Below are 13,045 nucleotides of genomic sequence, written 5' to 3' on the forward strand. Positions count from 1 at the left end.
GGGCAGCCCGACTCCCACATAACTCCCTCGCGTTCGCCGAATTTTGAGGTGGTAGTCTTACTGCCCGCAAATAGCGGGATAAAATGATGGGAACTTCTCTCTAGATGAGGTGAGTTTTTCGTTATTATAGAGTATTAAGTAAGACCTTTGTATGTAGCTATTCTCATACTAATGAGGGATTAAAGAAACGTGTTGATTATATACAATAATATGTAATACAGTAATTAATTTTTAATATGGAGGAAAAATCATGATGAAATGGGTGAAGTTTAGAATAGCACGTCCAACTGATAAATTTGAAGAGGTTATAGCATTCTATGAAAAAGGATTAGGTTTAAAACGTATAGGTGAATTCTACGATCATGATGGCTATGATGGGATCATGTTCGGTCTACCAGATGAAGAGTATCATTTAGAATTTACAAGACATATAGATGGAAGCCCTTGTCCGGCTCCAACAAAAGACAATTTACTTGTATTTTACATGCGTGAGGATAGTGAAATGAAAAAAGTGAGTAAAAGGCTGCATGCAATGCGATACGATGAAGTAGAACCAGAAAATCCATATTGGAAAGATAAGGGGATAACGATAGAGGATCCGGATGGTTGGAGAATTGTGTTAATGAAAATAGAAGAATAAAGGGTAATGAAACAAATAAGAATAAGGTTTCGAATTTCGATAAGGTAAAAATATATTGGCTTCCTTCTAAGAAATAAAACTAGGAGGAAGCTTTTTGGTTTTTAAGTCTGAAAATTAAAATTTGAAAAAATGTTATGAAAAGATATAAAATAAGAACGTATATTCCTATTGGTTTGAGACAGTTGTCTTTAAAGATAAATATAAAACTAGGGAGGTCTTTTTTATGATATGCCGGATTAAGGACGCAGAAATATACTATGAAATTGTGGGAGAAGGTAAACCAGTCATTATCATACATGGTTGTGCTCCTGACCATAGGTTAATGAAGAGGTGTATGGAATCAGTATTTCAGAAATATGAAGGTTATCAAAGAATTTATATTGATTTACCTGGCATGGGGAAATCGAATGCTCCAGATTGGATAAATAGTTCAGATCGTATAGTAGAAGTGCTTATCACATTTATTGAGGAAATCATTTCTGCTGAAGAATTTTTATTGGTAGGAGAATCATACGGGGGATATTTAGCTAGAGGGATACTTTCAAAGATGTTTGAGAGGGTTAATGGATTATTATTAGTATGTCCTGTTGTTGTAGCACAACCAGGAAAAAGACTTCTACCAGATAAACAGGTAATTGTAAGAGATGAGGAATTTTTAAAAACGCTCACTTCAACCGAAAGGGAAGAATTTTGCGAATTAGCAGTGGTAGCGAATGAATATACATATAAGCGATTCAAAGAAGAGATTAAGCCGGGTCTAGATGTTGCTAATAATGAATTTATTGAAAGATTACAAAAGAATTATTCTCTTGCTATAGACTTTCATCGTAAGAAATATGAGAAACCAGTTCTATTGTTAGCTGGGAGACAAGATATATCAGTAGGTTATCAAGATATTGTACGAATTATTGAAGATTACCCAAGAGCAACATTAGCGGTGTTAGATATGGCGGGACATAATTTGCAAATTGAACAGCCTGATCTATTTGAGAGTTTAGTTTGGGAATGGATTAGACGAACAGTTTAGCAAAGTTCATAAAATAGTTTAAAAGAAGAATTAATTAATATTTTGATTGTACTCAAGTTTTGAGACGGCAGAGATTAAAATAAGTAATTAACTTATAAATATTTTCAAGGAGGACTTATGAATACATATATCTATATGGTTAGGCATGGTGAATCACCAAAATTAGAAGGAGATGAAAGAACACGTGGATTAACTGAGAAGGGAAATCTGGATGCTCATAGAGTAACTAAGATATTAAAAACGGAGGGGATTAATACTTTCATTTCAAGTCCGTATAAGAGGGCTATGTTAACGATAGAAGAGTCAGCTAATTTCTATGAAAAAGAAATATTAGTATATGAAAATCTTAAAGAGTGTAGATTTTCAAGTGAGGATAAGATTATATCAGATAAAGAGGTATATCCACTCGTAAAGAAAATGTTCTCTAATCTTGATTTTGCACTAACTGAAGGAGAATCGTATGCGGATTGTCAGAGAAGAGTAGTGAGAGTATTAAAAGAAATATTAATGAATTTTCAAGGACATAAAATTGTAATTGGTACACATGGGCTTGTAATGACACTAATGATGAACTATTTTGATAATCAACATGGGCTTGAATTTTTAATGAGTACATCAAAACCGGACGTGTATAAGCTAGAATTTAAAGAACAGCAATTAATAAATGTAGAGAGATTATGGAGAGAAGAATGAAATGGGGGATATGGAGTGTGTTTTAAAAGTTACTTTTAAAACACACTCTTTTTTTGAAGAGAAAGCAACCGTGTCAAATATTATGTCTTTTTAGGATTTGTGTAAAATTATTAACAATGTAAATAAAATATACACTTTCGCAGTCGAAAAAGTTAAAATATTTCGTTATAAGGATTATAATAGAGAAAGAAATAGAAAAAGGAGTGAACGAATTTGAAACAAGAACTTATTGAAAGATTTACGAGATATGTGAAGATTGATACACAATCAAATGAAGAAAGTCATACAGTGCCAACAACACCAGGACAGATTGAATTTGGTAAGTTATTAGTAGAAGAGTTAAAAGAGATTGGATTATCGGAAGTGACGATGGATGATAATGGTTATGTAATGGCAACACTTCCTGCAAATACAGATAAAGATGTTCCTGTAATCGGTTTTTTAGCACATTTAGATACAGCAACAGACTTTACGGGGAAAAACGTAAAACCACAAATTCATGAAGATTTTGATGGTAATGCGATTACGTTAAATGAGGAGTTAAATGTTGTATTAACACCTGAACAGTTCCCGGAATTACCATCATATAAAGGACATACAATTATTACAACTGATGGTACAACACTTCTTGGAGCAGATGATAAAGCTGGTCTTACAGAAATCATGGTGGCAATGAATTATTTAATACATAATCCGCAAATTAAGCATGGGAAAATAAGAGTAGCATTCACACCAGATGAAGAGATTGGCCGTGGACCATCTCATTTTGATGTAGAAGCGTTTGGTGCATCATTTGCTTATACGATGGACGGAGGTCCATTAGGTGGTTTAGAATATGAAAGTTTTAACGCTGCAAGCGCTAAGTTAACTTTTAAAGGGACAAATACACATCCTGGAACAGCGAAAAATAAAATGCGCAACGCAAGTAAACTCGCTATGGAATTTGATAGATACTTGCCAGTAGAAGAAGCGCCAGAATATACTGAAGGGTATGAAGGGTTTTATCATTTACTTTCTTTAAATGGTGATGTTGAGCAAAGTAAAGCTTACTATATTATTCGAGATTTTGATCGTAATCATTTTGAAGCGCGTAAAAATAACATCCAAGATATTGTGAAAAACATGCAAGAGAAGTACGGCGAAGATGCAATCGTTTTAGAGATGAATGATCAGTATTATAATATGCTTGAAAAAATTGAACCGGTGAGAGAAATTGTTGATATTGCGTATGAGGCAATGAAAAGTTTAAATATTGAACCGAATATTCATCCGATTCGCGGCGGGACAGATGGATCTCAATTATCATATATGGGATTACCAACACCAAACATTTTTACTGGCGGTGAAAACTACCATGGTAAATTTGAATATGTTTCGGTAGATACTATGGAAAAAGCTGTTCAAGTTATTGTAGAAATCGCAAGACGATTTGAAGAGCAAGCTTAAAAAAAGAACCAAGTAGTCATGAAGTACTACTTGGTTCTTTTCTATAGTAAAAATACAAGGTGAAACTTGTTTACAAGACATGTGTAAAAGGGGGAAATGTTATGAGTGAAAATCAGTATCATGGTTATATAGGGACATATACAAAGGTGGATAGTAAGGGGATTTATAAATTTATACTTGATACGAACATTGGAGAAATTAAAGGGATTGAATTAGCAGCTCATATAGGAAGTCCGACATATGTAACGATTAGTCATAACAACGAGTACCTTTATTCTGTTGCGAAAGATAATGGATTAGGTGGAATTGCTAGTTTTTCCATTCATAATAAATCCGGTAATCTAAATTCGATTAATATGCAAGTTTTCGAAGGGGCATCGCCGTGCTATGTAAGTGTGAATCGGGAGAATAGTATAGTAGTAGCAGCGAATTATCATAAAGGAACAGTAGAGTCCTATTTAGTGAAAAAGGATAATGGAAGTTTAAATGTTGCTAAGGCAATTGTAGAACATAAAGGGTCAGGACTAAATAAAGAAAGACAAGAAAAGGCACATGCTCATGCTCATTATATGGATTTTACTCCTGATGAAAAATATGTAGTAGCAGTTGATTTAGGAATAGATAAGTTGATTACATATAAAGAAAGTGATGGAGACCTAATAGAAGTTACCCGTTTATCTGTAAAACATGGTAGTGGTCCAAGGCATCTTATATTTCATCCAAGTGTGCAGTATGCATATGTTATGACAGAATTAAGTTCAGAAATTATTGTACTGCAATATGATGCACAGAGTGGCAGTTTTAAAGAAAAACAATACATCTCGGCGTTACCTGAAGAGTATAGTGAAGAGAGTTATGGAAGTGCAATTTATATTTCTTCTGATGGCAAATTCGTTTACGCAGCAAATAGAGGGCATAATAGTATCGCAGTTTTCCGAGTAAATGGGCATAATGGAGAGCTAACTCTTATTGAAACAGTATCGACAGAAGGGGATTGGCCACGGGACTTTTCTTTAGATCCGACCGAAAGATTTTTAATTGCTGCGAATGAAAAATCTAATACATTGACTTTATTTACTAGGAATGAATTGACAGGTAAGTTAACGCTTGTACAGGCGGGTGTAAATGTTCCAGAACCAGTATGTGTGAAGTTTTTACATGTGAAAAAATAGATAGGTTTGCCTATCTATTTTTTATTAGGAAATTTTAATATAGCACCCGCCACAAATAAAAAGTCGCGTAAGACTCCCAACTTGTCCAATTTGCTGCAAATTCTTTTATTTCGTTTTTAGTCGGTTTCTTTTCGGCACCTGTAATAAATTTGATAGCATTATGCAGGCCGACATCATCAATTGGAAAGGCTGAAGGGAATCGTAAGCAGCGCATTAAAACATAGTGAGCCGTCCATGGCCCTATACCGCGAATGCTAGTTAATTGTTCTTCAGCTTGCTTCACATCTTGTATTTGTAATAGAGATTCTTTTGATAATTTACCTTCTGTAATGAGCTGTGCGATGTCAATTAAGTATTCACATTTTCTTGTAGTCATTTTTAATATTGCGAGATCTTCTATACTTAGATTTGCTATTACTTCAGGTGAGGGGAATATCCAATGTTTTCTATCGTTCCATTCTACATAATTGCCAAAGTTTTCGACTAATCTTCTTTTTAGAGTATAGGCATATGTGAGGTTGATTTGTTGACCGAGAATCCCCCAGCACAGTGCTTCAAATAAATCTGGAATACCTAAAGTGCGAAGCCCATAATACTTTTCAAGGGGTTTTTGAAGGAGCCGATCATGTTTTGCTAATTTATAAAAGGGAGCTAAATCAGTAGTTAAATCAAACCACTCTTTTACATAGTCAGCTACAGCATCGCGGACTCGTTTTTCAGAGATATATGATTCTCCTAAAAAACGTATTTGAATATTATCATCGGCATTCAAACAAATTTCAACGAAAGGATTTACTTCTTGAATAGGAATGACTTTATAGATTTTATTGTTTTCAACATGAAACATACATTCATTTTTAGAACGTGATAGATAGCGTAAGTTTTCTTGAAAACTAAATTCTTTTGGAACGACTAAAGATAATATTTCATTACAACCTTCTGTCATATTTATTCCTCCCGAAGCGCTTCTAATTTGAGCAATTCATTCTTCATTTCTAATCCCCCTCTAAAACCAGTTAGCTTTCCATCTTTTCCTATAACACGGTGACAAGGAATTGTAATTAGAAGAGGATTAGCTCCAATAGCAGCTCCAACAGCACGTACAGCTTTAGGATTTTGAATTCTTTCTGCAATCTCTGAATAAGAATGTGTCTTTCCATAAGGAATTTCACGTACCGTACTCCAAACAGATAATTGAAATGCAGTTCCGTAAACATCGATAGGAATTGTAAAGGTTTCTAGTTTGTTTTCCAAATACTCGACAAGTTCTTTTGTATATGTTTGCAAATAATCTGGATTTTGGATGAATGTATGCTGTGGAAGTTTTTTTTTAGCCCACGTATTTAGTTCCTCAATAGTTTTATTTTGTGATCCGATGAAGCATAATCCATTTGAAGTGGCGGCAATATGCATACGCCAATGTTTATGAATAAGCAATGTCCAATATATAGTTTTATTTTCATATGGTTTCATTATTTCATTCCTCTTTTGTTCCGTGCTTTTTTCGATATCCAGTAGGGGTAAATCCTGTCTTCTTTTTAAATAAAGTCGCGAAATACTCCGGGTTTTCTATCCCAACAGCAGTGCTAATTTCCATAATGGATTGATTTGTATGTGATAGGTATTCTGTCGCTTTTGTAATTCTAAATTGCTGTATATATTCTATTGGACTTATACCTGTCATTCTTTTGAACGTGCGTTGTAAATGAAATGGGCTACCGTGGCACATTTCCGCAAGTATGTCGAGAGTTAATACTTCATCAAAATGCTTTTCGATACAGTCTTTAATTTGTTCTACCCACTCTTTATTAGGTAAAGTTATCCCGTTTGGTTTACAGCGTTTGCACGGACGAAAGTGTTCATGCAATGCTTGCTCTGCATTTAGAAAAATTCGTACGTTGTTTTTATTCGGTATTCTCGATTTGCACGATGGTCGGCAAAAAATCCCGGTTGATTTTACAGCATAAAAGAATCTGTTATCGTATGAAGAATCATTATGAATAATTGCTTGCCAATACTCACTCGTCAATGTAAATCCTTCATTTTGCAAAGAACATCACCTCTGAAATTAGTATAACCTGAATAAAGCACATATGTACGCAATTACGGATGTAAGAGCAAGATTACAAAGGTGAAAGTATGATTGTTTTTCTATTTTGTGATAGCATGAACTTTGAAAGTGAACATCAAGAGGAGGACTATAAGTGAAGTTAATTTCATGGAATGTAAATGGTTTGCGGGCAGTTATTGCAAAAGGCGGATTTCTAGAATATCTAGAAGAATCTAATGCAGATATATTTTGTTTACAAGAAATTAAATTGCAAAGTGGACAAATTGATTTAAATCCAGAGGGATACTATACATACTGGAATTATGCTGTGAAAAAGGGGTATTCAGGAACTGCTATTTTTACGAGAAAAGAACCGATTGCTGTTACATATGGTTTAGGTATTGAAGAGCATGATCAAGAAGGAAGAGTTATTACTTTAGAATTCGAAGATTTTTACATAATAACGTTATATACGCCAAACTCAAAACGAGGATTAGAGCGTTTAGATTACAGAATGGAATGGGAAGATGATTTCAGGGCCTATATTAAGCGATTAGATGAAAAGAAACCAGTTATTTTTTGTGGAGATTTAAATGTTGCCCATAAAGAAATAGATTTAAAAAATCCGAAAAGTAATCGAAAAAATCCTGGTTTTTCGGATGAAGAAAGAGAGAAATTTACAAATATTTTAGAAGAAGGCTTTGTTGATACATATCGCTTTTTATATCCTGATCAAGAAGGAGCATATTCATGGTGGTCATACCGTATGGGAGCAAGAGCGAAAAATATCGGATGGCGCTTAGATTATTTTGTAACTTCTGAAAGGCTAAAACATAAAATTACCGATGCGAAAATTAATAGTGAAGTGATGGGATCAGACCATTGTCCAGTTGAATTACATATAGATTTCTAAAAAAAGAAGTATCTTCCTGAAAAAAGGAGATACTTCTTTTTTGTTCAGTTTTTTAAAATTTTTCAAATCATTCTTGAAATAAGCTAATATTAAATATATACTTAATAACGATAATCATTATCATTGATAATGGTTATCGCGGAGTGAGGGTGGTAAAGAATTTAAGACTAGGGGAAGTGAACGAGAATGGCTCTCCATTTTACGTAGATTTATTAACGATGTGAAATATAGATGAGGATTATGTTTCATATAATTAAGTTTCATTGTTGAAATAATATATTTAAAGATTTCGAGAGGAGATATATAAAGATGAACAAGAAATTATTTACATTAGGGATGGTTACAGTTTTAAGTGTAGGTTTAGCAGCATGTAATAGTGCAGACAAAACTTCTGGGGAACAAAAGCAACAAACAAAAGCTACTGAAACGGAAAAAGATGAAACGCGAAAAATTACATATTTAGGTAAAGAATATACAGTACCTGCAAAAGTGGATAAAATTGCGACAGCTAGTTTAGAGTCAATGGAAGATGCGGCAGTACTTGGAATTAAACCGGTAGGGGCAATTACTGTAGGTGGTAAATTACCAAAGTATCTTGAAAAAGAATTAGAGGGTGCAAAATCTGTAGGTGAGAAAATGCAACCAAATTTTGAAACATTACTTCAATTAAAACCAGATGTTATTACATCTAGTACAAAATTCCCAGCAGAAACAGCTGAAAAGTTTACGAAAGTAGCTCCGACGTTCCCGGTATCACACGTTTCAACAAATTGGGAAGATAACTTAAAGTTAATGGGAGAACTAACTGGTAAAAAAGATAAAGCAGAAAAAGTTATTAAAGATTACAATGCGGACGCTGAAAAAGCAAAAGCAAAACTAGGAGATAAGTTAAAAGATAAAAAAGTACTTGTAATTAGACTAAGAGCAAACGAATTATTCCTATATCCAGAAGGAGTATACTTCAACCCTGTAATTTATAAAGATCTTGGACTAACTGCTCCAGAACAATTGAAAACTGTAAAAGCACAAGAGAAAATTTCATTTGAAAAACTTGCTGAACTTAACCCGGATTATGTTTTCTTACAATATGAGGCAAGTGAAAATAAAAACCCGAAAGTGCTAGAAGAAATTGAAAATAATCCAATTTGGCAAAGTATGAATGCTGCGAAAGAAAAGAAAGTATTTATAAATGTTGTAGATCCAATGGCACAAGGTGGTACAGCTTGGAGTAAAACAGCATTCTTAAAAGAAGCAGTGAAAAGTTTATCTAAATAATAAAATAAGTAAGGTGCGTTGAATGATATGCAGAAAACAAATGTGGTACCAGTAACTATTTTATGTATAGCACCCATACTAATCTTATTTACAGTTATACTTTCTGTTTTATATGGGGCGAAAAACATTGATGCTGAAACGGTGTGGAATGCATTATTTCATTTTGATTCAAGCGATGTAAATCATAATATTATTATTACTTCACGTTTACCAAGGGTAGTTGCAGCTCTTTTAGTCGGAGCATTTCTAGCCATATCAGGAGCACTTATGCAGGGGATGACAAGAAACTATCTTGCATCCCCTTCTATTATGGGTGTGACGGATGGTGCAGCTTTTGTTATTACACTTTGTATGATTTTTCTTCCGGGAATGTCATCAATTGGTATGGTTTTATGTTCAATGATTGGTTCTGCACTAGGAGCCGGTATCGTGTTTGGTTTTGGTTCGCTCCTTCAAAATGGCTTATCACCAGTTAGGTTAGCAATTATAGGGACAGTTATCGGAACTTTTTTAAGTAGTGTATCGGCCGCGATGGCTTCGTATTTCCAAATCTCTCAAAATGTTAGTTTTTGGTTTAATGCAAAATTAGATCAAGTGGATCCTAATATCATTAAAATCACGATACCTTTTGGAATAATTGGGATAGTTTTAGCACTGTTAATATCAAAATCTATTACCATTCTTTCTTTAGGAGAAGAGGTTTCTATTAATCTAGGGCAGCGTACAAAATTAGTTAAAGCGATGGCCATTTTATCAGTAATTTTTTTAACAGGAACGGCAGTCGCTTTAGTGGGGAAAGTTGGTTTTGTAGGCTTAATTATTCCACACATTACTCGTTTTATAATTGGGGTAGATTATAAGTGGATTTTGCCATGCGCAGGCGTTATTGGTGGAGTTTTCTTAGCATTATGTGATGTTTTAAGTAGGTTTGTAAATTATCCATTTGAAACGCCAATTGGAGTTGTTACATCTTTAATTGGAATTCCTTTCTTCCTTTATTTAATCCGTACAAGAGGAGGAGAGAGACATGCTTAAAAGTTCAAGTCAGCGTTTTATAATGACTATAGGGATTATTGTATTTTTAATTTTAGGTGCTATTTATATTAGTTTAACGAATGGTACGTTTGATATTACGATTATAGATGTATTTAAAACACTTTTTAGAATAGACCCAGTACCAGACCATGATTTAGTTATTTTTGAGTTTCGTCTTCCGCGCATTGTAATTGCTGGATTAGTAGGATTAGGCCTTGGTGTTGCGGGTGCTGTAATTCAAGGGATTACGAGAAATGGATTGGCAGACCCAGGTATTTTAGGAGTGAATGCCGGGGCAGGTACAGCAATCGTAATTTTTATGTTTTTCTTTCAAGGGCAATTAAAGAGCACAGACTGGGTTTCTATTATGATGATGCCAATGTTTGGTTTAGTCGGTGGGCTAGGAGCCGCTATAATAATTTATCTGTTTTCTTGGAAAAACGGTAAGTTAGACCCGCAGCGCCTTTTATTAACAGGGATTGCAATTGGATCAGGATTTGGAGCCTTTTCTATGTATTTATCACTCAAAATGAAGTCAACGGATTTCGAAATGGCTGCAGTTTGGGTGTCTGGAAGCATATATAGTGCAAACTGGAAGTATATTGTTGCTATGTTGCCATGGCTTATTATATTAATTCCTCTTATACAAAAGAAAGCTTATTTATTAGATTTATTTCAATTGGAAGAAACGAGTATTACAAGTCTAGGTGTTTCAGTAGAAAGAGAGAAATCTATTTTACTATTAAGTAGTATTGGGCTTGTGAGTGCATGCGTTGCTGTTTCAGGAAGTATTGGTTTTATTGGACTAATGGCACCGCATATAGCGAAAAGACTTGTCGGTATACAACATAAGCATGTAATTCCTACGTGCGGAGTAATTGGAATGTTTCTTGTAATTGCTTCAGACTTTATTGCAAAAACAGTATTCACACCTGTAGAGTTACCGGTTGGAATTGTTATTTCAATTGTCGGTGTACCGTATTTCTTATATTTACTTTATAAGACGAAAGCGTAAGAGGAGGAATGAAAGTGAGTATTTTAAGTGCAAAAAGTTTAGAAACAAGTTATGAAAAGCTTACCGTATTCCGCGATTTAAATGTGGAAATACAAGAAGGAAAAGTAACGACAATTATAGGTCCAAATGGTTGTGGGAAATCGACATTATTAAAAACAATGGGAAGAATTTTAAAGCAAAAAAGCGGAAAAGTGTATTTGCAAGGACAAGATTTAAATACAATTCCAACGAAAGAAATTGCAAAGCAATTAGCGTTACTTCCGCAAAATCCAATCGCTCCAGGAGAGCTTAAAGTTGAAGAATTAATTTCTTATGGGCGTTATCCACATCGTAATAACGTGAATAAGTTAACGGCAAAAGATAAAGAAATGATTGATTGGGCATTAGACGTAACTAAAACGTCAGCATTTCGTACGAGACAAATTGCAAATTTATCAGGTGGACAAAGACAAAAGGTTTGGCTAGCAATGGCGTTAGCACAACAGACAGAAGTCTTATTACTAGATGAACCAACTACATACCTTGATATGTCTCATCAATTAGATGTACTGCAAATTGTGGAGAAATTAAATAAAGAACATAATTGTACGGTCGTAATGGTATTACATGATATTAACCATGCAGCTAGATTTTCAGATGAGATTATTGCAATGAAGGAAGGGGAAATTGTTACAACTGGTAGCCCAGAAGAAATCATTACAAATGAAGTATTAAAAGAAGTATTTCATATTGATGCGCGTGTCATGATTGATCCGTATAATGGGTCTCCTGTTTGTTTCGGATACGATAGCGTTGTATCTCAAGAAGAAAAAGTAGAAATATATGTAACGAGTTAAAAGGGGGGATATAAGATGAATACTACTATTGAAAAACAGCAGATTATTACATCTAATACAGAACAGTGGAAAATATATTCAAAATTAGAAGGTAAGGAATATCAAATTCATATTTCAAAGCCGAGGCAGCCAGCACCAGAGTCAGGATATCCTGTCATATACGTATTAGATGGCAATGCCTTTTTTCAAACATTCCATGAAGCGGTTAAAATACAATCAGTTAGAGCAGAAAAAACAGGTGTTTCACCAGCTATTATAGTTGGTATTGGATATCCGATTGAAGGGGCATTTTCAGGAGAGGAAAGATGCTATGATTTTACACCTGCCGTAATTTCAAAAGATGCTCCTTTAAAACCGGATGGCAAACCGTGGCCTAAAACAGGAGGGGCACATAACTTCTTTGCGTTTATTGAAGAAGAATTGAAACCACAAATTGAAAAAAAATTTGAAATTGATAAAGAGAAGCAAACGTTATTTGGACATTCTCTAGGCGGATTATTTGCATTACATATACTATTTACAAATGTAAATGCCTTTCAAAATTATTTTATTAGTAGTCCGTCTATTTGGTGGAATAACCAATCTGTACTTGAAAAAGAAGAGAACCTTATAAATCAATTAAACAATGCTAAGGTTGAAACGGGAGTATTCCTTACAGTTGGTTCCTTAGAACGAGAGCATATGGTTGTAGATGCAAATGAATTATCAGAGCGTCTACTCCAATTAAAACATGAGAAGTTAAGATTTAAGTTTTATGAAGTTGAAGGAGAGAATCATGCATCTGTTGTGCCGACTTCTTTAAGTAAGGGATTAAGGTATATTAGTCATTTGTAGAGGGAATTTATTTTGGAGAAATCAATAATAATATAAAAAGAATCCTATGTTTTATGTGGGATTCTCTTTGCTATATAAACATATTTAAGGTATTAATCAAAAACATTCA

General features: G+C 34.1%; 14 protein-coding genes. 11 read left to right on the plus strand and 3 right to left on the minus strand.

The genetic code is table 11. The features are described 5' to 3' along the window. Positions 1-250: 250 nt before the first annotated feature. From V7038_RS27640 to V7038_RS27660, 5 genes are all read left to right on the plus strand, one after another. The gene (locus tag V7038_RS27640; protein WP_335695947.1) at positions 251-640 is read left to right on the plus strand and encodes a VOC family protein; all 390 of its coding nucleotides are present in this window, start codon (positions 251-253) and stop codon (positions 638-640) included. Positions 641-863: 223 nt separating this feature from the next. Continuing rightward, positions 864-1,667 (plus strand): alpha/beta fold hydrolase, encoded by an 804-nt coding sequence (locus V7038_RS27645; RefSeq protein WP_002111301.1) that lies wholly within the window; start codon positions 864-866, stop codon positions 1,665-1,667. 117 nt (positions 1,668-1,784) lie between these two features. Continuing rightward, positions 1,785-2,360, plus strand: coding sequence for a histidine phosphatase family protein (locus V7038_RS27650; protein WP_002111300.1), 576 nt, complete (start codon positions 1,785-1,787; stop codon positions 2,358-2,360). A gap of 213 nt (positions 2,361-2,573) precedes the next feature. Beyond that, positions 2,574-3,806: a peptidase T gene (gene pepT, locus V7038_RS27655; RefSeq protein ID WP_002111298.1), complete on the plus strand. Its 1,233-nt coding sequence runs from the start codon at positions 2,574-2,576 to the stop codon at positions 3,804-3,806. Positions 3,807-3,907: 101 nt separating this feature from the next. Then, the gene (locus tag V7038_RS27660) at positions 3,908-4,978 is read left to right on the plus strand and encodes a lactonase family protein (protein WP_335695948.1); all 1,071 of its coding nucleotides are present in this window, start codon (positions 3,908-3,910) and stop codon (positions 4,976-4,978) included. Positions 4,979-5,012: 34 nt separating this feature from the next. On the opposite strand, the gene V7038_RS27665 is transcribed toward V7038_RS27660, so the two are convergent. Genes V7038_RS27665 through V7038_RS27675 form a run of 3 tightly spaced genes read right to left on the minus strand, consistent with a single transcriptional unit; the run spans position 5,013 to position 7,028 of the window. Then, the gene (locus V7038_RS27665) at positions 5,013-5,924 is read right to left on the minus strand and encodes a DNA-3-methyladenine glycosylase 2 (RefSeq protein WP_002199586.1); all 912 of its coding nucleotides are present in this window, start codon (positions 5,922-5,924) and stop codon (positions 5,013-5,015) included. 2 nt (positions 5,925-5,926) lie between these two features. Beyond that, entirely contained in the window at positions 5,927-6,451 is a 525-nt protein-coding gene (locus V7038_RS27670) for a methylated-DNA--[protein]-cysteine S-methyltransferase (RefSeq protein ID WP_335695949.1), read from the minus strand. Between the two features lie 4 nt (positions 6,452-6,455). Beyond that, entirely contained in the window at positions 6,456-7,028 is a 573-nt protein-coding gene (locus V7038_RS27675; RefSeq protein ID WP_002111292.1) for a bifunctional transcriptional activator/DNA repair enzyme AdaA, read from the minus strand. Between the two features lie 154 nt (positions 7,029-7,182). Here V7038_RS27675 and V7038_RS27680 point away from each other — a divergent pair, with 154 nt between their 5' ends. The 6 genes from V7038_RS27680 (at position 7,183) to V7038_RS27705 (ending at position 12,936) form a co-directional block, all read left to right on the plus strand. Next, complete coding sequence (locus V7038_RS27680) at positions 7,183-7,941, plus strand: exodeoxyribonuclease III (RefSeq protein ID WP_002111291.1); 759 nt, start codon at positions 7,183-7,185, stop codon at positions 7,939-7,941. Between the two features lie 309 nt (positions 7,942-8,250). Beyond that, entirely contained in the window at positions 8,251-9,216 is a 966-nt protein-coding gene (locus tag V7038_RS27685; protein WP_335695950.1) for an iron-hydroxamate ABC transporter substrate-binding protein, read from the plus strand. A 27-nt stretch (positions 9,217-9,243) separates the two neighbouring features. Continuing rightward, positions 9,244-10,251 carry a FecCD family ABC transporter permease gene (locus tag V7038_RS27690; RefSeq protein WP_002111289.1) on the plus strand — a complete coding sequence of 336 codons (1,008 nt, stop codon included), beginning with the start codon at positions 9,244-9,246 and terminating at the stop codon, positions 10,249-10,251. Beyond that, positions 10,244-11,266, plus strand: coding sequence for a FecCD family ABC transporter permease (locus tag V7038_RS27695; protein ID WP_002111288.1), 1,023 nt, complete (start codon positions 10,244-10,246; stop codon positions 11,264-11,266). The genes V7038_RS27690 and V7038_RS27695 overlap by 8 nt, the downstream gene beginning before the upstream one ends. Positions 11,267-11,280: 14 nt before the next feature. Next, the gene (locus V7038_RS27700; protein WP_002111287.1) at positions 11,281-12,102 is read left to right on the plus strand and encodes an ABC transporter ATP-binding protein; all 822 of its coding nucleotides are present in this window, start codon (positions 11,281-11,283) and stop codon (positions 12,100-12,102) included. A 15-nt stretch (positions 12,103-12,117) separates the two neighbouring features. Continuing rightward, positions 12,118-12,936: an alpha/beta hydrolase gene (locus V7038_RS27705; protein WP_335695951.1), complete on the plus strand. Its 819-nt coding sequence runs from the start codon at positions 12,118-12,120 to the stop codon at positions 12,934-12,936. The last annotated feature ends 109 nt before the right edge of the window (positions 12,937-13,045 follow it).

It is taken from the genome of Bacillus sp. JJ783 (genome assembly GCF_036963225.1).
Lineage (GTDB): Bacteria > Bacillota > Bacilli > Bacillales > Bacillaceae_G > Bacillus_A > Bacillus_A cereus_U.